Source organism: Synechococcus sp. H55.8 (assembly GCF_047462375.1).
Taxonomy (GTDB): Bacteria; Cyanobacteriota; Cyanobacteriia; order Thermostichales; family Thermostichaceae; genus Thermostichus.
In genome coordinates, this window is the sequence record NZ_JANSJC010000028.1 from 1 (window position 1) to 18,040 (window position 18,040).

The window sequence follows — 18,040 nt, forward strand, 5'->3', positions numbered from 1 at the left end:
CGCCAATCTCAACACCGACGCCCACGCCAACCCCAACACCGACGCCAACCCCAACACCGACACCGACGCCCACACCAACCCCAACACCGACGCCTAGTCCGTCACCTTCCCCAGGCGAAGGGATCCGGCTGGTGAAGCGGATCAGTGCCGTCAACGGCCTTCCCATCCGTGAGTTCTTCGACGAGCCCACAGATCCCAACGACAACCCAGGGATCCCTTGGCCGGGCGGGGCAGCAACCTTCCTGCAAGGTGCCGTCAACCAGCCGGTACGTCCGGGAGCGCGGGTGCAGTTTGCCATCTACTTCCTGCTGGATTCGCCCAGCTCGACGCTGACGGTGTGCGATCCCCTCGTCCCTGGTCTTGGCTATGTGGCAGGCAGCTTGTCCTTGACACCGGCAGGTGGCTCTCCAGTGGCTCTGAGCGATGCGGTTGATGGGGATGGGGGAGCTTTCATCCCACCGGGACAAGCGGTGCCGCCGACCTGCGGCGGCATCACCAACTCCAACGGAGTGGTGGTGGTCAATGTGGGGGGATCTGGCACTGCCGGGGCCATCCGCTTTGAGGCCGTCGTTCCCAGGTAGGAGGGGGATGCAGCCGGTTCCTGGCCGTTTGACCTTTGCATTCTCTTCTCTTGCAGCAACGCTTGCCGCCAGCAACGGTAGAATGCCAGGCTGAGAGCAAAAGCAGTGTCGGCAACAGGTGAGGATATGGCGCAGCGTGCCCAGCAGGGATCCGCAGTTGGCAGCAATCGGTGGGAGTGGGGGAGAAAATCGCTCCGGCTTGTCTTAGCTGCTGTGTTGCTGTGGGCGGTTTGGCTGGGTGGGATCCCGGCCCTGGCGCTGCCGCAAGGGGATGCCATTACGGATCCGCGTACTCTCTTGCGGCGGGCGCTGCCCATCCAGGACAGCCGGATCTGGGAAATCGATGAGGCCATCACCAAAATTGAGAGCGACCTGAAGTACAACCGCTGGTCGGCGGTGCGGGGAGATGTGCGCCAGGTGGAGCGGCTTCTGGATCGCTACACGGATCCCCTCTTGGCGGAGTTGCCCCCTGAGCAGGCTGCTGCCGCCGCTGGAGAAGTTGCCGCTCTACGCCAGGAGTTGCAAACCATCGGCCAGGCCACGGAGCGCAAATCCAAGGGCAAAGAAGAGGCCCGCGCCGCCTACGACCGCCTCATAGACGAGCTGGGATCCCTGGAAAACCACTGGGTGGGGGCTTTTCCCTACGCGATCCCTGCCGAATATGCCGACAAGCCGCAGCTCCTGGGCCGGGCGGAAGCGGAGCTGAACACCACCGCCGGGCGCATGGTGATCACGCTGGATGGGTATAGCGCCCCCCTCACCGCCGGCAACTTTGCCGATTTGGTGCAGCGGGGCTTCTACGACGGCCTGACCTTTGACCGGGTGGAGAACTTCTTCCTGGTGCAAGCGGGGGATCCCCCAGGCCCTGCCGACGGCTATGTGGATCCGGCCACCGGCAAGGTTCGCACCATCCCGATGGAGATCCGGGTCAAAGGCGAGGTGGTGCCCCGCTACGGCCAGACCTTCGATCAACTGGGCCTGTGGGATGTAGAGCCAGCCCTGCCCTTTGCTGCTGAGGGGACGGTGGCCATGGCCCGCTATCCCGATGATCCCAACAGCGCCTCTTCTCAGTTCTTCATCTTCATGGCCGAGCCGGATCTCACCCCTGCCGGCCTCAACCTCATGGATGGCCGCTATGCCGTATTCGGTTATGTTACCGAGGGCACCGAGGTGCTGCGCAAGATCAAGCTAGGGGACCAGATCCTGAGCGCCCGGCTGATCTCAGGCCAGGAAAATCTCAAAAATGGGGCTTAGGGATCCGCGGCGCCACCGTTCGTTTCCTGTCTGACCGCATCGATCAGCCGCCGCACCGTCGCCGTCCCTGAGGAGGGCTTGAAGCGCAAGGGAAATTTGCCCCTGGCCAGCAGGCGCAGCCCCAAAGGCACCAAGCTGAGCAGCCCCTCCCGCCCCACCACCTGCAGGCCGAAGCGGCGCTCATCCACCCAACCACCGGAGCGCACCAGTTGCACCAGGGTCTTGCGGTGGCGGATGGCTATGTCCTGGGCACGAGAACGGTTGCCCGACAAAACAGGAGTCTGGTCTCGGGAGAGGATCCCTTGCTTGAGCTCGGTGATTTGATCCAGGGGCGCTACACCCATCGGGCAGACACTGTTGCAGTTCCAGCAGCGGGTACAGCCCCAGACGCCGGCCAAGCTATCTTGAGCTTGCAGGCGTTGTTCCCGTCGGCTGTCGCGGCTGTCTTGGACAAGGCGGTTGGCTTTGGCCAAAGCATGAGGGCCGACAAACTCCGGGTTCACCTCTTTGGCGTTGCAGTCGGAATAGCAGGCCCCGCAGAGAATACAGCCACCGGCAGCGTTGAGATGCTCCCGTTCGGCAGGCAACTGTAAAAATTCCCGCTCCGGGATGCGGCGCCCCGCCGTGCTGACAAAGGGATCCACCCGGCTGAGATCGTTCCAGAAGGGCTGCATATCCACCACCAGATCCCGCAGGACGGGCAGGTTGCCCAAAGGGCCGATGCGAATGGGCTGAGGGCTGCGGGGATCCAGCTCTTCGCCCACCTGTCGGCCACAGGCCAAAGTAGCCCTGCCGTTGATGCGCATGGCACAACTGCCACAGATGGTGTTGCGGCAGTTTTTGCGGAAGGCCAAGCTGCCATCCTGCTCCCACTTGATCCGGTTGAGGCAATCGAGAATGGTAGCGCCAGGGGATGTCTCCAGCCAGAAAGACTGCCAGCGGGGTGGCTCCGGCGGCAACTGTCGCAAAATCTGAAATTCCACTCGCATGGATCCGGAGAATGGGCAGGGGATCCCATCTTAGCGGCAGCGTGGGCAGGCGCGACTACAGCGCGCGGCTGAGGGCGCTACCCGGCCCCTGAAACAACAGCCAAGAGATCAGAAAGTTGGTAACAAACACGCCCAGCAGCGCCGTGACGACAGCATCGGTGGTGGAGCGCCCTACCCCCTTGGCGCCGCCGCTGGTGGAAAGGCCCCAGTTGGAGCCGACAATGGCGATCAGAGCCCCGAACACCATCGCCTTCAAACAACAGACGAGCAAGTCCCAAGGGGCCAGGAGATTCTGAGCCGAGGTGAGAAACACCGCGGAAGGAATGTTGTAGACCGAAGCGCAGATGATCATCCCTCCCACTAAGCCGGTTAGCAAGGAGAGGATGGTGAGCACCGGCAGCATCAGCCCTGAAGCCACCACCCGCGGGATCACCAGGTAATCCACCGGATCGGTGCGCAACAACAGCAGAGCGTCGATCTGCTCAGTGACTTTCATGGTGCCCAGCTCGGCGGCAAAGGCGGATCCCACCCGTCCGGCCAGGATCACCGCCGTCACCACCGGCGTCAGCTCGCGGGCCAGGGCAATGGCCAAAACCCCGCCGATGAGGGAAGAGGCCCCGAAATTGATGAACTCGCGTGCCAACTGAATGGTGAAAACGCCGCTGATCACCACCGCCGTGATCAAAACAATCAGCAGCGACTCCAGCCCCACTGTCGCCAGTTGCTCCAGGGTGTTGCGCCGATGAATACGGCCTTGCAGCAGGTGCAAGATCACCTGACCGGCCAGGAGAAAACTGCTGCCCACCCGCTGCAACCAGTTCATGATCTTTGTCTCAAGGGTTTCAAGAGGCTGATACGGCTGACGGCTTCGCCTCAGGTTCTGCCGGCAGCTGGAAGCTGGGCACAAACGAGGCCCGCGTCAAGGGTTGGTCGATAATTAGCCCTTCCCCCCCCAACACCTCGAGGGCGCGCCCCTCGACGGAGATCCACACCCGCGCGCCGGGGTTCTGGCTGGTGGCCGTGTAGAGCACCTGCGCGATCCGGCTCATCATCGCCGTGGATCCCCCCCCTTGCGTGAATTCAGAAGAGAAATTGAGGAAAATATCGTTGCCTTCCACCCGCACATCCAGCAGCCGCGTCTGGGAGGGGATAGCGGTGGCAAGGTGGGGATCCCGGGGGCCGGCAATCAGCTCTTCCAAGGCCAGACGAATGGCCTCTTGGGTGTCAAAAGCGCGCAGGGAGCGCTCCTGCTGCACGTAGTAGATGGAATTGTCAGCACTGGTCAGCCAGTACAAAGAAAGGGTTTGCCGCGGCCCGATGCTGTACCACCAAGCTCCCCCCATCACCCCCAACCCCAGCAAAAAGCCGAGGATCCCCAGTTGCAGAGCCGGGCCGCGCCGGGGGCGAGGACGCCGTCCTCCCAAGCGGACGGAGCCAAGCTGTGCAGTACGCCCTCCGTAGTGATCCATCGCTGCCATTCCCCTGTCTTGCCTAGCTCTAGGGTAGCGAAGAAAAGCCTACTCTGTCGCAGAACAAGCGCAGCAGCAACTGGATCCCTTTATTTGTATGATGATTAATGACTTATCAACATCAACCCGGCTTTGCTGAGTCGATAGCTGCGCACACAAGGAGCTGAGCCTCAACTATGGTTACTGCCACCGCTACTGCCACCAATGTTGGCTACATTACACAGGTCATTGGCCCTGTGATCGACGCCGAGTTTCCCAGCGGCAAGCTGCCCGAAATTTACAATGCCCTCAAGGTGGAGGGCACAACCGAAAGTGGCCTGAAGATCAACATCACCTTCGAGGTGCAGCAGCTTCTGGGAGACAACCGCGTGCGGGCGGTGGCCATGTCCTCTACCGATGGCTTGGTACGGGGCATGCCAGTGGTGGATACGGGCGCTCCGATTACCGTACCGGTTGGGCAGCCCACCCTAGGTCGTATTTTTAATGTGCTGGGAGAGCCGGTTGACCAAGGGGAGCCCGTTCAAGCTCAAGAATTTGCCCCCATCCACCGCAGCGCGCCGGAGTTTGTCAATTTGACGATTAAGCCAGAGCCCTTTGAAACGGGCATTAAGGTGATCGACCTGCTGGCCCCCTTCAAAAAGGGCGGCAAGGTGGGCCTGTTTGGCGGCGCCGGCGTAGGCAAGACGGTGCTCATCCAAGAGCTGATCCACAACATCGCCGAGGAGCACTCCGGCCTATCGGTGTTTGCCGGCGTGGGAGAGCGCACCCGCGAGGGGAACGACCTCTACAACGAGATGAAAGAATCGGGGGTGCTGGACAAGGTGGCGCTGGTGTACGGCCAGATGAACGAGCCGCCGGGCGCCCGTATGCGGGTGGGCCTGACCGCCCTGACGATGGCGGAGTACTTCCGCGACGTCAACAAGCAGGATGTGCTGCTGTTTATCGACAACATCTTCCGCTTTGTGCAGGCCGGGTCGGAAGTGTCGGCGCTGTTGGGCCGCATGCCCTCGGCGGTGGGGTATCAGCCTACCCTGGCCACCGAAATGGGCAACCTGCAAGAGCGCATCACCTCTACCAAGCAGGGATCCATCACTTCGGTGCAGGCGGTGTATGTGCCTGCTGACGACTTGACGGATCCGGCGCCGGCGACGACGTTTGCCCACTTGGATTCAACGGTGGTGCTGTCGCGCAGCTTGGCCGCCAAGGGCATCTACCCGGCGGTGGATCCCCTGGATTCTTCCTCCACGATTCTGCAAGCCGACATTGTGGGCGAGGAGCACTACAACACCGCTCGGGCGGTGAAGCAAACGCTGCAGCGCTACAAAGAGTTGCAGGATATCATCGCCATTCTGGGGTTGGACGAGCTGTCGGAAGAAGACAAGCTGGTGGTGGCCCGCGCCCGCCGTATCGAGCGCTTCCTGTCGCAGCCGTTCTTTGTGGCGGAGGTGTTCACCGGCTCGCCCGGCAAGTACGTGAAGTTGGAGGACACCATCAAGGGCTTCCAGCGCATTTTGTCGGGGGAACTGGACGATCTGCCGGAGCAGGCTTTTTACCTGGTGGGCACCATCGAAGAGGCCATTGAGAAGGCGGAGAAGCTCAAGTCTAAGTAATGCCCTCAGCCCCAGCCCCGCTCCCGGCGGGAGAGGGGAGTTGATGACTGCTAGGGATCCTCGGCCACGGGCCCGAAGCGGTAGCCTTTGCCATAGACGGCGTGGATCAACTCGGGGGAGCCGGGCAAGCGCAGGCGACGCCGCAACAGGCGCACCTGGGCGGCCAGGACGTTGCTGCTGGGGGGATCCTCGCCGGCCCACACCCGCTCGTAGATCTGCTCGTGGGTGAGCAACTGGCCAGGGTGGGCCATGAAGTACTCCAGCAGGCGGAATTCCTTTTGGGAGAGGTGGATCATCCGCCCCTGGCGGTAGGCCACTTGGTTCTCCCGATCCAGCTCCAGATCCCCAATTTGCAGGCGAGGGATCCCTTCGCCGGGGCCGGCAGCCCGCCGCAAGAGGGCCCGCACCCGCGCCAGCAGCTCCCGCAGCTCGAAGGGCTTGACCAGGTAGTCGTCGGCGCCGGCGTCCAGCCCTTCCACCCGGTCGTCGAGGGTATCTTTGGCGGTTAGGAAGAGAATGGGGGTGGCGCGGGACGCAGTTTTTTCCACTTGGCGCACCTGTTGGCAGAGGGAGAGGCCGGACAGGCCCGGCAACATCCAGTCCAGTACCAGTAGGTCGTAGGGTGGAGCTGGGGGCTTCTGCAGCAGCTCCCAGGCACTGTTTCCCTCGTAGGCCACGTCCACGCTGTGGCCCTCTCGCCGCAGGTGCTGGGCCAGGGAATCGGCCAACTCCACTTCGTCGTCCACCAACAAGATGCGCGCCATGCTCTAGGAGTCTGTCTCGTCGTCGGTTGCAGAAGAAAGCTCGACTGCCGAGGAGCAATCCGAGCCGGGCAGCGGCTCCAGTTGCAAAGAGAGATCATAAAGGCGGCGCCGCGTCCAGAGGGGGGATCCCTGGAAGCGCTGGGCCAGTTGCCGGCTGGCGGCGGAGCGGGGAAGGCCCTCGGCCAGCAGGCGGGCCAGCTCCTGGCGAACTTCCGCTTCCGAGGGGGAGGTTTCTTCGTCTTTTTGGGAGGCAGACCGCCCCTCTAGAACAAGGGTGAACTCTCCCCGCGGCGGCTGGGCGGCGCAGTGCTCGAGAGCGGCGGCCAGGGATCCCCGCCAGAAGGACTCGTGCAGCTTAGTCAGCTCACGGGCCAGCACGATCTGCCGCTCCGGGCCGCAGTGAGCCAGGAGATCTTGCAGAGTTTGCTGCAGGCGGTGGGGGGCTTCGTAGAGGACGATGGTGCGCTCTTCTTGGGCCAGTTGTTGCAGACGGGCCTGCCGCTGGCTGGCCTTGAGCGGCAAAAAACCCTCGAAGACAAACCGCCCTGTGGCCAGCCCAGAAGCAGCCAAGGCGGCCACTGCCGCTACCGGGCCAGGCACCGGGATCACGGGGATCCCGGCTTGGATGCAGGCGCGCACCAGTTCTTCACCCGGATCGGAGATGGCGGGTGTGCCGGCATCGCTGATTAGAGCCACCGACTGCCCTGCCGCCAGATACTTCAGGATTTGCGGGATCCGCTGTGCCGTGTTGTGCTCGTGATAGCTGATGAGGCGGGCGGAGATCTGAAAGTGTTTAAGAAGCTGGCCGGAGTGGCGGGTGTCTTCTGCTGCCACCCAGTCCACCTCCCGCAAAACCCGCAGCGCCCGCAGGGTAATGTCTTCGCGGTTGCCGATAGGGGTGGCCACCAAGTAGAGGCCGACGGTGGGGCGCTCCATCCCGACGAGGCCAGAGCTGAGCGGGTACTGCTTTCTAGGTTAACCCCTCTAGCCGGGATCCCTGTGGCAGGATCGGGAGAGACTGGCGGGAGAGAGCAGGTGCGGCTGACCACGCGAGCTACTTACAGCATCCGGGCTTTGCTGGATCTGGCGATGCTCGGCGCGGGGCAGATGGCCTCGGTGCGGGCCATTGCTGAGCGACAGCAGATCCCGGCCCCCTATCTGGAAAAGCTGTTGATCGAGCTGCGCCAGGCCGGTTTGGTCTGTTCGCAGCGGGGGGCGCAGGGGGGCTACCGGCTGGCACGGGCACCGCGGCGGATCCCGATCAGCGCCATTTTGGCAGCGGTGGGAGAATCTCTGGATCCGCTTGTGGAGAGTTCCAAAGCTTCAGCCGTGCCTCAGGCAGGCTCGACGGAGCGGCTGGACTGGGTGACAGCGGCTCTCTGGGAGCGGATCGCCCGACGGGCGCAGCAGGTGCTGGAGGAAACCACTCTGGAGGATCTGTATTTTGATGCCCGCAGTTGGCAGGCGGCTCAGGATCAGGAGAGTGGATTTGTGGTCTGATGGGCAGGATGGAGCGCTTGCCCTTTTTCCCGACTCAGCCGGCTGCTGCGCTGGTGCTGGCGGCAGCGCTGGGTCTGGATTACTGGTTGGCGGATCCCTGGGGGTGGCCCCATCCGGTGCGGGTGATGGGGGCAGTCATCGCCTGGGGGCAAGGCTGTATCCTCAAGCACTGTTCGACCCCACAGGCACAACGGTGGGGCGGGGCGGTGCTGACGCTGGCGCTGCTGGCGGGATCCTACGCGGCAGGCTGGGGGCTGATCGCCGTTGCCCAGGCTCTCCACCCCTGGGCAGGGATCCTGATGCACGCCATCCTGATGGCCAGTTGCCTGGGGGGGCGCAGCCTGCGCTTTGCCGCCTTGGAGGTGTTGGATCCCTTGGAAAAGGGGGATCTGCTGCAGGCCCGCCAATGCCTCAGCCGCTACGTGGGCCGGGATACAGAGCACCTGACGGAGGCGGAGATTTTGCGGGCGGTGATCGAGACGGTGGCGGAAAATACCCCGGACGGGGCGACGGCCCCTTTGTTCTATGCCTTTTTGGGAGGGGCGCCCCTGGCTTTGGCCTACAAGGCCAGCAGCACGCTTGATTCGATGGTGGGCTATCGCCATGCCCCCTTTACCTACCTGGGCACGGTGCCGGCCCGCTGTGAGGATGTGTTGACCTGGCTGCCCTGCCGGCTGACGGTGTTGACGCTGGCCCTGTTCAGCGGGGATCCCTGGGGGTTTTGGCAGCGGTGTCGCCGCGACGGGCGGGCGGATCCCAGCCCCAATTCGGGGTGGAGCGAGGCGGCCTTTGCCTGGCGGCTGCAGATCCAGTTGGGAGGCACCAATTGCTATCGCGGGATCCCGAAGGAGAAGCCCAAGGTGGGGATCCCAGCCCGTCCCTTGAGCCCCCAGGTGGTGCGGGAAAGTCTGGGGCTGCTGCGGCAGGTTCTGGGGGTGTGGGGAAGTTGGATGGTGGGCGTAGCTCTAGTTCTCAGCTTGGGAGAGGGGCTGGGGGCCACTTCGGTATCGATTATTTGGTGGTATTGAGAAAGTCGCCGAGATTGAGGATGGTGTTTTGCTCGCTGACGATGGTTTGGATATCGTCAGGCAAGTTGCGGACGTACTCGAGCTGAAGGGCCTAGGGCGTCGCAGGCGCATGGGAAAGGGCTCCGGGATCCAAGACTTTTGATCGTTCTTAACGGGTGCTAGCTCAGCACCCAGCGCTGGAGAGCAATGCCAAGAAGCAGGCCCAGGCCGCCAAAGCGCAGCACCTGCCAAAAGGTGGCGGGGACAGGGTTAAACACTTCCAACAGGTAGGCTTGCAGGCGTTGCTCCAATTGGCTGACTTCCGCCTGAATTTCAGCCCAGTGTTCGGGGGAAAGCTGGGACAGGCGCTCCAGCTCGCGTAGGTCGACCAGCCGCGCTTGCAAGATCTCGAGCTTGGTTTGCAGAGCCTCAAGCGAATCCGGGGAATCGGGAGGAGCGGTCACGGCTGTGCCTCGGCTGGGGGGGCGGGGGAACGGGGTCGGGAAAATCCGGTTTGGATCTCGTTGAAGGGCTTGGCTTTGATCACCCCTGGGGGGACGGGATCCAGGTGGAAGAGGGCGCGAATGGCGTTTTCCACTTCCGTGATGGGGCGGTTGCCGATGGATTGATAAGCAATGTTGCCCTGGGAGTCAAAAAGAAGGGTTTGGGGAACGCGACCGCTGTAGTACTGGCCGCGCTCATCCCCGGGCAAGAGGGAATCGACAGAATAAGGGATGAAATAGACTCCCAGCCCATAGCGAACTTGCAGGTTGGCCAGGGTGGCAGCGTATTTTTTGCAATCGCTGCTGTCGTCGATGTAGTAGACGAGGAGGGCCGGGATCCCTTGTTCTTTGGCCTGCTTCAGGGAGACACGAGGGGGGATCATGCCGCCGTTGGAGCCGTAGAGGGCAAAGATGTTGCCGTCGTAGCGGTCGTCGTTGAGGAGGGCATTGGCAGGCGGAGACAACCAGCCCATGAACACGACGCACAAAGCCACCAGGAGAAGGCGCAGCCACAGCATGATTTGGAGAGGATTGTCGAGCAAAGAGGGGGCTCCCTCATTGTGCCATTTTGCTCTGGCGCCGCACTCCCCCTTCCAGTTTGCGGTGGGATCCCCTCATGGACGTTGGATAATGGTCTCGATCCGCCGTTGTTTTTTCACTGGATCTACGCCCACCAGCCGGATGTAGTCCTTGGGAAAACGGCTGAGGCACTGCTCGACAGCCTGACAGGCAGCGGCCCATTCTTTCAGGTGGGCAACTCCACACTCCTGCCAGGAATGAACCCGGTAGCGGCGCGGATCCGCGTGCTCCACCTGGATTTCGTATCCTTGCGCCAGGATCTGGCGAATATGGGCCTGCACTTTTGGGTTGAGCGGAACGGGGGGAGGATCGACCGAGTGAGCAGCCCCAGGAGGGGATGGCGGGGAAGCGGGAGGCGGCTCCTGGGAGGCGGAGCGCTTGAGGCCAAGGTATTCTTCGGAGAGGCGACGGGCTTCTACTTGTTGTTGCTCGGCTTTGAGCTGGTGGCCGGCCTGGATCAACTGCTCCAGAGAAAATCGCGGCGGCGGAAAGTGGGGGGCGCCTTCTTTGCTTTTGAGCAGGCGAAAGGCTATGCCCTCTAGGCCCACTTGTTGGATCAATTGCCATACCTGCTCGTCGTAAAGTTGGGCGCGCAGGGCGCCGAAAAAGTCGATGGCCTGTTCAGGAAAAGTGTCCACCAGGCGCTCGACTTCCTCCAGCGACAGCCCGTCAGCCTGAAAAATGCCGTGAACGATGTGAATGCGGTCGGTGCGGCTGGGCTCCCAATAGAACTTGCGCATGCGCCCATCGCGGATGAGGGGGGCATAGAGGGTGGAAAAGTCATTGCCGGTGGCGATGATGGGCACGCGTGGCAGAGGCTTGGGATCGTAGCTGCCGGGAAGCTGCACGTTGGTGGGGTTGTCGGCGATGTTCATCAAGGTGGCGCTGACCAGTTGGGTGTTGACGGTGTACTGGGTCATGGTGTTCAGACGGCCAGCACCGGCATCCAGGTCGTTGATCATCAGCACGGCCATCTGGCCAAATTTGCGGATGTGCTCGGCAGCTTCACGGTAGCGCAGACGGATCATGCGAGCCGGATCCCCGGCGTCGGGACTTTCCAGCTCACCGCCGGAGATGTGAACGGCATAGACCTTCATGCGCTCGAAAATCAGGTTGCACTGAAAGGTCTTGCCCTCACCCTTACGCCCGTGGATGCCCAAGATGAGCGGAACCGGCACGTCCGGCAAAGGGAGATGATTCTTCGTCAGGTGCAGGGCGACGACCTTGAGGAAGGTGGGGGCAATGTAGTAGCTCATCCGCTCCGGGTTAGCTGGCTGTTTGCTATTTGAGGATACCTCTTCGGCAGAGGGCTACAGGCTCAAGCGGCAAAATGGATGCGCAGGTAGTCTTCTTCCATCTTGGCGCGGGCCGGGGTCATGGCTGCCAAGGTCTGGGGCAACACCAGGTTGCGGCGGTGGTTGCCGATGCGGATGTTCAGCTCATCCCCAGTTTTGCTCAGTTCCACCTGCTCTTTCGGGATCCCGGGCAAGTACAGATCCAGGCGGTACTGGCCGTTGTCGGTGACCACATGCATCGTTTGCTCGGTGTAGAACACTTCCGCCGGGTTGCGCTCTCCCCAAAGGTCTTTTTTCAGGCGGGCCAGGGCGTCCCACCCCACCAACTCCTCGGAGTACAGCGGGATCTCCACCACCGGTAGAGGAGCAAAGTTCTCGTGGATCTCCCGGCGATATTTTTGTTGGGCGGCCTTCCAGGCAGCAAAGTAGGGATCCACCACTCCATCCGGCAGAATGCGGTTGGCAATCACCAAATCGGTGGCGACGCCGTAAAGGCTGAGGTAGGCGTGGGCCCGCAGCGATTCTTTGATCACCATCTTTTCGGGGTTGGTGACCAGCCGCACCGAGGTGATGCGGTTGTTGGTGAGGATGCCCTCCAGCCGCTCGATCTTCTGGTAGAACTCGTAGGGGGCATCCAGTACCTGGTCATTGGGCAGGGGGATCCCGGTCAGTCCCTTCACAATTGGCTCGGCAATAGGACGCAGCATCTGCGCCAAGCCCTGCAGGGGCTTGTAGAACTTGCGCATGTACCAGCCGGAAACATCCGGCAAACTCAAAAGGCGCAGAGCCGTGCCCGTAGGGGCTGAGTCGATGATGAGCACATCGAACTTGCCCTCGTCGTAATGGCGATTGACCCGCACCAGGGCAAAGATCTCGTCCATCCCCGGCAAAATGGCCAGCTCCTGCGCCTGCACCCCATCCAGCCCACGCGCCTGCAACACCTGGGTAATGTAGGTTTTGACGGATCCCCAATTCAGCTCCAGCTCGTTGAGGGCATCCAGCTCCGCGCCCCAAAGGTTGGGTTTGACCTCCACCGGCTCATGGCCCAAGGGCTGATCGAAGCTATCGGCCAACGAGTGGGCCGGATCGGTGCTCAGCACCAAAGTTTTCAGGCCGATCTCGGCACAACGCCAGCCGGTCGCCGCTGCCATCGAGGTTTTGCCGACCCCACCCTTGCCGGTCATGAGGATGATGCGTTGCATGAGAGCGCCATTTACATTCTTTTACAGGATAGCTCTAGCCTAGCCGATTTGCTCTGCTCTTTGAGAGGTAGCCGAGGAGCTGGGGTGCAGCCAGCAGGTAAACTATTGATTTGATTGCCGATCGTGTCGGCGGGACGGAGTCCTTGAAATCAAGCCTGTTGCAGGCATGTGGGAGGTACGTGATGATCTGTCGCTGGCGGAGTGTGTTGCTGGTTGCCATCCTGACATTGGGGCTGTGGCTGGGATCGCTTCCTGTACAGGCGGCTGCCGGCTTGCCCCGAGAGCTGCAACAACTGGAGCAACAGGTGGAGCGGCTGCAAAGCCTGGTGGAGGCGGAGGACTGGTTGGAGATCCGCTCCTACATCCACGGACCGATGGGCCTGACCCGCAAGACCTTGACCGGCCTGGCGGCCACCTTGCCGGATCGGCAAAAGCGGGAAGTGCTGCGCCTGGCCAAGGAGATGGGCCGTAGCCTGGAACAACTGGACTTTGCCGCCAAAGCCTATGACCAACCGGAGGTGGAAGCAGCCCAGGCCAAGGTGAAAAAGACGTTGCAAGAGTTGGAGGCCGTGTTTTCCTAGGCTGTGTTGAGCTGACCGTCATTTCAAACGGCAATGAAATGGTTCGTTACGTCCATCCCCAGCTCCCCTCTCCCTCAGGGAGAGGGGCTGGGGGTGAGGGATGTCTCTCAGGGAGAGGGGCTGGGGGTGAGGGATCCAGAAGACGCTGGCGCAGCGAAACATCCCAAAAAGTTAGAAAAAATGGGGATCCCTGAGCGGGGATCCCCGATTTGGTTGATCGATCTGTATCTGGGCCAAGCTAGGGCTGCCGTCGGAAGCTCTTCACCTCCAAGACCGGCCCCACCTGAGCCACCGTCACCATGTCTTCTTTGAGCTGTCCCTGGATGGTGACTTCCAACCCCTCTTGTAAGAGCTCTTTGGGGGCGCGGAAGAGGGCATAGTGCTGGCCGGAAGGCAGGGTCAGCACCCACACCCCTCCTTCGATATCCAGGAACTGGATGGTACCGCTGTATTCTTCCATCACCGCCTCAGCGCTAGACCGGTGCTGTTGGACTGGGACTCCAGGATGGCTTGTGCTCCCAAATAGGCCAGGCCCAGGCAGAGCAGGCCATTGAAGAGCAAAAAGGAGCGACCCAGCCAAGCAGAGGATCCAAGCCATACTACCCCCTCATAGAACAGAGATCCGGACAAGAGCAGATGGGAGGCCATGCCGATAGAGAGGCCGATCACCGCCCAGCGCCAGCGCCGATGGCCCAGGAGCAGCACCAGCAACAGGCCCGGGATCAAGACGCTGGCAAACAAGGGGTTCAAAGCGTTGGTTTGGGCCAAGGCGGTGCCCAGCTCCGGCAGGGAGCTCCCCGCCAATTGGAAGGGCCAGCGAGGGGCACCCACAATGGCCAAGCCCTGCAGTGGGAAGAGGCCGGCGCTGCCCAAGAGGATCCCGGCCAGCAAAGGCACTGTTGCCCGCATCGGCTTGGGAGCCAGCCACCAGCGGATCAGCACCAGGATGATGTAGCCGCCTATCACCATCAGCAGCTTGGGCACCAGGGCAATCGGGCCGCCATCAAACCAGAAGCGCGGGTTGAGGTAGCCGTTGTTGTTCAGGTATTGCAGGAAGTCCTTCAGCCACAGCACCAGGGGGTTCTCCTCTTGCTGACCGGTGGCTCGGGCCAGCGCCTTGGCAGCATCCAGACGACCGGCCCCGTAGAAGTTCTGTTTGTCGCCGGGCACCGGGGTGGCCGACATCTTCAGCACCTCTTCCACCTTGTCCGGGTCTTTGATGCCCTGGGCTTGGATCAGCGCCGCCACGCCGGCCACGTGGGGAGTGGCCATGCTGGTGCCTTGGAAGTAGGCAAAGACCGGCTCGTTGGGGTTGCGGCGGTTGATGGTCTGCTGCAGAATGCCGTACTCAGGGTGATCGGGGGTTTTGGCGCCGCCCGGGGCAGAGATGTCCACCCCCACCCCATAGTTAGAGTAAGGGGCTTTGCTGCCATCGGGGCCGGTGGCCGAGACAGCGATCACATGCGGGTAGCGGGCCGGGTAGCTCACCTGGTCGGAGTTTTCGTTGCCGGCGGCTGCGATCACCGTCACCCCTTTGCTGTGGGCATAGGCTACGGCCTCTTCCATCAGTCGGGCCGAAGCGCGGCTACCCAGGCTGAGGTTGATGATCGTGGCCCCGTGGTCGGCAGCATAGCGGATCCCTTCCACCACATCCGACAGGGAGCCGAAGCCGTTGGCATCCAACACCCGCACCGGCATAATCTTGGCCTTGAAGGCGATGCCGGCTACACCCAAGAAATTGTTGGTGGATTGGGCGATGGTTCCCGCCACATGGGTGCCGTGGCCGTTGAGGTCTTCCGGGTCCTCATCATCGTCCACGAAGTCATAGCCCTGCACAAATTGAGTTTGGGCCAGGTCGGGAACTCGCGTCACCCCAGTATCCACCACGGCTACCGTCACCCCTTCCCCCTGAGAGATGTCCCAGGCTTCCGGCATGCGGATGGCCCTGAGATTCCACTGCTGGGGATAGAGGCGGTCGTTGGGCACAAAGGCCGCCTGGAATTGATAGTTGGGGTGAGCGTACTCGATCAAAGCTTCGTTGGTGAGCCGCTTGACCAGCCGCCGCGTGGATCCCAGATGGTCGGCATCCACGTCAAATAGGTAGATCGCTTCTTGGCGGGCAAAAGCGCTGTCGCTGCTGGGGCGGAGCGTCAAATTATACTCTTTGGCGATAGCGGCAATCTGGCTGGGGGTGGCCGTATTAACAAAGTTGACCACGATGCTGTCGTAGGGGGTGGATCCCTTGCCGCAAGCCGTCAACAGCAGTGCCATCAGTCCGGCGCAGCAAAGGCCCAACCAGCGTCTGAATTTCATAATTCACGCCCTCGGGATCCAAACCAAAATGGTTGCAACCAGTATGCCTTCTGGATCGACGATTGACGAGATGCGATCCGGGATTGGGGCAAAATTGCCAAAAGGTGCAACCTTCGCCGCGCAAGAAGGGATCCCAGCCCTGCCGAGAAAGTGCTATGACAAGATGAGCGAAGAAGAAGGGGGAAGTCAGGGTCGTATGGATAGAGTTTTGCAGCTCCTGATCCAGGGTTGGTACTATTCCATCCCCCTGCTGACGTTCTCGGTCTTCTCGGTGGCCTGTTGCATCGAGCGGGCCTTGTTCTGGTGGAAGGTCACCCACCGGCAGGAGGAGGTGGTGCGGCAAGCCCTCAGCCAGTACCGCCGCAACCCACGCGCTGCCCAGTATCTGCTGGAACAAAATGCCGACCTGCCCATTGCTCGCATCTTTTTGGCCGGCCTGGAGCTGAACGAAGCCAGCCCCGAAGATTTTAAGTTGGCCCTGGAAACAGCCCTGGCGGCAGAGGTGCCCCTGCTGAAGCGCTTCAACACGGTCTTCGACACTGTCATTACCGTTGCCCCCTTCCTGGGACTGCTGGGCACGGTTACCGGCATCATCCAGATCCTCAGCTCCATCCAACTGGGAGATATCGGCGGCACCGACACACAGGGGGTGGGTCAGGGGATTGCCGAAGCCCTCTACTCGACCGCCTTTGGGCTGATCGTGGCCATTCCCACCTTGCTGATCTCCAATGTCTTCCGCTCTCTCTACCTGCGGCAACTTTCCAAGATCCAGGAGTACGGCGGCGAGCTGGAGTTGCTGCATCGGCAGCGGCAAGAGATGCAAGCCCAGCAACTTTCCCAGTACCCCTACACGCAGTCCAGACCCGGTGGCAGCTCCACCCTTCCGCCCTACTCTTCGCTTGAGCCCTCTTAAGCCATGCGCATCCCCGAAGAAAACTTCCGCTCCGGCGAGATTAATATTGTGCCCTTGATCGATGTCATCTTTTCGATCTTGGTGTTTTTTGTCATCGCCAGCTTGGTGCTCACCCGCTCGGAAGCGCTGGATGTCAACCTGCCGGACGCAACCACGGCCCAAGTTCGTCTACAGCCGGATGTAACGGTGAGCATCACGGCAGAAGGCCAGATCGCCGTCAACCAGGAGAAGATCGCCGATATCTCCGCTCTGATCCCGACGGTGGAACGCATCCTGGCCGAGAAGCCGGCTGAAGGGCGCCGCCTGGTGGTGATCAACGCCGATTTGGCCCTCTCCCACGGCAAGGTGGTAGAGGTGATGGATACCCTGCAGCGGCTGCCCAACGTCAGCCTGGCCATTGCCGCCCGCCGCCCCGCCAATAACCGTTGACACCTTCCCTCTCTCTGGGGTCACCCTGCCCCCAGCAGTTGGATCAGCAGCGCCTTTTGCACGTGGAGGCGATTTTCTGCTTGATCCCACACACGGGACTGGGATCCCTCTAAGACCTCGGCAGTAATCTCCTCTTCCCGGTGGGCAGGCAAGCAGTGCAGCACGATAGCCTCGGGATCCGCCTGTTTTATCAGCGCGGCGTTGACCTGGTAGGGCAGGAAGTGGGCTTTGCGGGCCTCGGCCTGATCCTCTTGGCCCATGCTGGCCCACACGTCGGTATAGACCACCTGAGCTCCTGCGACTGCTGCGTAGGGATCCCGTAAGACCAGCACCTGCGATCCCTGGGCCAGGGCTTGTGCTTCTGCCACCACCGCCCCATCCGGCTCGTAACCGGGGGGTGTGGCGACGCGGATGTGGATCCCGCTCATGGCACAGCCCAGCAGCAGGGAATGGGCAACGTTATTGCCGTCGCCGCAATAGGCCAAGGTCAGGCCCGCCAGTTGGCCGAAGTTCTCCTGGATGGTGAGCAGATCGGCCAACACCTGACAGGGGTGAAACTGATCCGTGAGGGCGTTGATCACCGGGATCTCGGCATACTCGGCAAAGATCTCCAGCTCTCGCTGGTCGTAGGTGCGAATGGCAATGACATCCAGGTAGCGGGAGAGGACGCGGGCCGTATCCGGCAGGGGTTCGCCGCGGCTCACCTGCAGCGCCGTCGGTACCAGATCCAGGGTGCTGCCCCCACACTGGGCCATGGCAGCAGTAAAACTGACGCGGGTGCGGGTGGAAGCCTTTTGAAACAACAGCCCCAGCACCCGACCCCGCAGATCCGCCCGATAGGGATCCCGCTTCAGTTCCGCCGCTTGAGCCAGCAGGGCCGATAGCTCTGCCGATGTCAGGTCGCTGAGCCGGAGCAGATCCCGCCCGGCTAAGTTCACAGATCCCACGGTCTTCGACTCGGCCATAGTGCCGCGCGCCACCTCCACGAACAACCCAGCATTGCCAACCCCGCGTTGGTCTTTGAGCCTCAGCTCGACCACGGCCTCAGGAT

At 61.9% G+C, this 18,040-nt stretch carries 20 protein-coding genes; 8 read left to right on the forward strand and 12 right to left on the reverse strand.

All coding sequences use genetic code 11. The annotated features are described in order from the left end of the window. Positions 1 to 131: 131 nt before the first annotated feature. Both NW862_RS10990 and NW862_RS10995 read left to right on the forward strand, forming a co-directional pair. On the forward strand, positions 132 to 581 hold the full coding sequence (locus NW862_RS10990) for a hypothetical protein (protein WP_414369203.1): 450 nt from the start codon (positions 132 to 134) through the stop codon (positions 579 to 581). 126 nt (positions 582 to 707) lie between these two features. Beyond that, complete coding sequence (locus NW862_RS10995; RefSeq protein WP_414347500.1) at positions 708 to 1,835, forward strand: peptidylprolyl isomerase; 1,128 nt, start codon at positions 708 to 710, stop codon at positions 1,833 to 1,835. Here NW862_RS10995 and NW862_RS11000 read toward each other — a convergent pair. The 3 genes from NW862_RS11000 to NW862_RS11010 are packed head-to-tail and all read right to left on the reverse strand — an operon-like array spanning position 1,832 to position 4,293. Then, on the reverse strand, positions 1,832 to 2,824 hold the full coding sequence (locus NW862_RS11000; protein ID WP_414335280.1) for a succinate dehydrogenase/fumarate reductase iron-sulfur subunit: 993 nt from the start codon (positions 2,822 to 2,824) through the stop codon (positions 1,832 to 1,834). The genes NW862_RS10995 and NW862_RS11000 overlap by 4 nt on opposite strands. Before the next feature lie 55 nt (positions 2,825 to 2,879). Further along, complete coding sequence (locus NW862_RS11005) at positions 2,880 to 3,650, reverse strand: MlaE family lipid ABC transporter permease subunit (RefSeq protein ID WP_414335284.1); 771 nt, start codon at positions 3,648 to 3,650, stop codon at positions 2,880 to 2,882. Between the two features lie 16 nt (positions 3,651 to 3,666). Further along, positions 3,667 to 4,293, reverse strand: coding sequence for a GerMN domain-containing protein (locus tag NW862_RS11010; RefSeq protein ID WP_414335278.1), 627 nt, complete (start codon positions 4,291 to 4,293; stop codon positions 3,667 to 3,669). A gap of 176 nt (positions 4,294 to 4,469) precedes the next feature. Between NW862_RS11010 and atpD the strand changes: the two genes are divergently transcribed. Beyond that, positions 4,470 to 5,903 (forward strand): F0F1 ATP synthase subunit beta, encoded by a 1,434-nt coding sequence (atpD, locus tag NW862_RS11015; RefSeq protein WP_414335276.1) that lies wholly within the window; start codon positions 4,470 to 4,472, stop codon positions 5,901 to 5,903. Positions 5,904 to 5,953: 50 nt separating this feature from the next. Here atpD and rppA read toward each other — a convergent pair whose 3' ends face one another. Both rppA and rsmI read right to left on the reverse strand, forming a co-directional pair. Next, the gene (gene rppA / locus NW862_RS11020) at positions 5,954 to 6,667 is read right to left on the reverse strand and encodes a two-component system response regulator RppA (protein ID WP_414335274.1); all 714 of its coding nucleotides are present in this window, start codon (positions 6,665 to 6,667) and stop codon (positions 5,954 to 5,956) included. A gap of 3 nt (positions 6,668 to 6,670) precedes the next feature. Next, positions 6,671 to 7,603 carry a 16S rRNA (cytidine(1402)-2'-O)-methyltransferase gene (gene rsmI, locus NW862_RS11025; protein WP_414427178.1) on the reverse strand — a complete coding sequence of 311 codons (933 nt, stop codon included), beginning with the start codon at positions 7,601 to 7,603 and terminating at the stop codon, positions 6,671 to 6,673. 99 nt (positions 7,604 to 7,702) lie between these two features. Between rsmI and NW862_RS11030 the strand changes: the two genes are divergently transcribed. Both NW862_RS11030 and cbiB read left to right on the forward strand, forming a co-directional pair. Further along, positions 7,703 to 8,167, forward strand: a complete 465-nt coding sequence (locus tag NW862_RS11030) for an Rrf2 family transcriptional regulator (protein ID WP_414335270.1) — start codon at positions 7,703 to 7,705, stop codon at positions 8,165 to 8,167. After that, positions 8,167 to 9,195 (forward strand): adenosylcobinamide-phosphate synthase CbiB, encoded by a 1,029-nt coding sequence (gene cbiB / locus NW862_RS11035; RefSeq protein ID WP_414347493.1) that lies wholly within the window; start codon positions 8,167 to 8,169, stop codon positions 9,193 to 9,195. Before NW862_RS11030 ends, cbiB begins: the two co-directional genes overlap by 1 nt. A gap of 158 nt (positions 9,196 to 9,353) precedes the next feature. On the opposite strand, the gene NW862_RS11040 is transcribed toward cbiB, so the two are convergent. From NW862_RS11040 to NW862_RS11055, 4 genes are all read right to left on the reverse strand, one after another. Next, on the reverse strand, positions 9,354 to 9,638 hold the full coding sequence (locus NW862_RS11040; RefSeq protein WP_414335266.1) for a hypothetical protein: 285 nt from the start codon (positions 9,636 to 9,638) through the stop codon (positions 9,354 to 9,356). Next, positions 9,635 to 10,219, reverse strand: a complete 585-nt coding sequence (locus NW862_RS11045) for a thylakoid membrane photosystem I accumulation factor (protein WP_414335264.1) — start codon at positions 10,217 to 10,219, stop codon at positions 9,635 to 9,637. The genes NW862_RS11040 and NW862_RS11045 overlap by 4 nt, the downstream gene beginning before the upstream one ends. 72 nt (positions 10,220 to 10,291) lie before the next feature. Further along, complete coding sequence (locus NW862_RS11050; RefSeq protein ID WP_414335262.1) at positions 10,292 to 11,512, reverse strand: ribulose bisphosphate carboxylase small subunit; 1,221 nt, start codon at positions 11,510 to 11,512, stop codon at positions 10,292 to 10,294. 62 nt (positions 11,513 to 11,574) lie between these two features. Further along, positions 11,575 to 12,753, reverse strand: coding sequence for a TRC40/GET3/ArsA family transport-energizing ATPase (locus tag NW862_RS11055; RefSeq protein ID WP_414335260.1), 1,179 nt, complete (start codon positions 12,751 to 12,753; stop codon positions 11,575 to 11,577). Between the two features lie 182 nt (positions 12,754 to 12,935). Here NW862_RS11055 and psbQ point away from each other — a divergent pair, with 182 nt between their 5' ends. Next, positions 12,936 to 13,334 (forward strand): photosystem II protein PsbQ, encoded by a 399-nt coding sequence (psbQ, locus tag NW862_RS11060; RefSeq protein WP_414335259.1) that lies wholly within the window; start codon positions 12,936 to 12,938, stop codon positions 13,332 to 13,334. A 238-nt stretch (positions 13,335 to 13,572) separates the two neighbouring features. On the opposite strand, the gene NW862_RS11065 is transcribed toward psbQ, so the two are convergent. Both NW862_RS11065 and NW862_RS11070 read right to left on the reverse strand, forming a co-directional pair. Next, positions 13,573 to 13,794, reverse strand: coding sequence for a hypothetical protein (locus NW862_RS11065; RefSeq protein WP_414334777.1), 222 nt, complete (start codon positions 13,792 to 13,794; stop codon positions 13,573 to 13,575). Then, the gene (locus tag NW862_RS11070; RefSeq protein WP_414348464.1) at positions 13,794 to 15,605 is read right to left on the reverse strand and encodes a S8 family serine peptidase; all 1,812 of its coding nucleotides are present in this window, start codon (positions 15,603 to 15,605) and stop codon (positions 13,794 to 13,796) included. The genes NW862_RS11065 and NW862_RS11070 overlap by 1 nt, the downstream gene beginning before the upstream one ends. Positions 15,606 to 15,867: 262 nt before the next feature. Here NW862_RS11070 and NW862_RS11075 point away from each other — a divergent pair, with 262 nt between their 5' ends. Continuing rightward, positions 15,868 to 16,560, forward strand: coding sequence for a MotA/TolQ/ExbB proton channel family protein (locus NW862_RS11075; RefSeq protein WP_414334779.1), 693 nt, complete (start codon positions 15,868 to 15,870; stop codon positions 16,558 to 16,560). A gap of 3 nt (positions 16,561 to 16,563) precedes the next feature. Beyond that, positions 16,564 to 16,989, forward strand: coding sequence for an ExbD/TolR family protein (locus NW862_RS11080; RefSeq protein ID WP_414334775.1), 426 nt, complete (start codon positions 16,564 to 16,566; stop codon positions 16,987 to 16,989). Positions 16,990 to 17,009: 20 nt separating this feature from the next. Here the strand turns inward: NW862_RS11080 and argF are convergent, their stop codons facing one another. Then, complete coding sequence (argF, locus tag NW862_RS11085; protein WP_414334778.1) at positions 17,010 to 17,927, reverse strand: ornithine carbamoyltransferase; 918 nt, start codon at positions 17,925 to 17,927, stop codon at positions 17,010 to 17,012. Positions 17,928 to 18,040: the final 113 nt, after the last annotated feature.

Coding starts and splice junctions, on each gene's coding strand:
- rppA (WP_414335274.1), bottom strand. CDS start 6,667: ATGGCGCGCATCTTGTTGGTGGACGACGAAGTGGAGTTGGCCGATTCC.
- cbiB (WP_414347493.1), top strand. CDS start 8,167: ATGGGCAGGATGGAGCGCTTGCCCTTTTTCCCGACTCAGCCGGCTGCT.
- NW862_RS11000 (WP_414335280.1), bottom strand. CDS start 2,824: ATGCGAGTGGAATTTCAGATTTTGCGACAGTTGCCGCCGGAGCCACCC.
- rsmI (WP_414427178.1), bottom strand. CDS start 7,603: ATGGAGCGCCCCACCGTCGGCCTCTACTTGGTGGCCACCCCTATCGGC.
- NW862_RS11080 (WP_414334775.1), top strand. CDS start 16,564: ATGCGCATCCCCGAAGAAAACTTCCGCTCCGGCGAGATTAATATTGTG.
- psbQ (WP_414335259.1), top strand. CDS start 12,936: ATGATCTGTCGCTGGCGGAGTGTGTTGCTGGTTGCCATCCTGACATTG.
- NW862_RS11055 (WP_414335260.1), bottom strand. CDS start 12,753: ATGCAACGCATCATCCTCATGACCGGCAAGGGTGGGGTCGGCAAAACC.
- NW862_RS10995 (WP_414347500.1), top strand. CDS start 708: ATGGCGCAGCGTGCCCAGCAGGGATCCGCAGTTGGCAGCAATCGGTGG.
- NW862_RS11050 (WP_414335262.1), bottom strand. CDS start 11,512: ATGAGCTACTACATTGCCCCCACCTTCCTCAAGGTCGTCGCCCTGCAC.
- atpD (WP_414335276.1), top strand. CDS start 4,470: ATGGTTACTGCCACCGCTACTGCCACCAATGTTGGCTACATTACACAG.
- NW862_RS11070 (WP_414348464.1), bottom strand. CDS start 15,605: ATGGCACTGCTGTTGACGGCTTGCGGCAAGGGATCCACCCCCTACGAC.
- NW862_RS11010 (WP_414335278.1), bottom strand. CDS start 4,293: ATGGATCACTACGGAGGGCGTACTGCACAGCTTGGCTCCGTCCGCTTG.
- NW862_RS11065 (WP_414334777.1), bottom strand. CDS start 13,794: ATGGAAGAATACAGCGGTACCATCCAGTTCCTGGATATCGAAGGAGGG.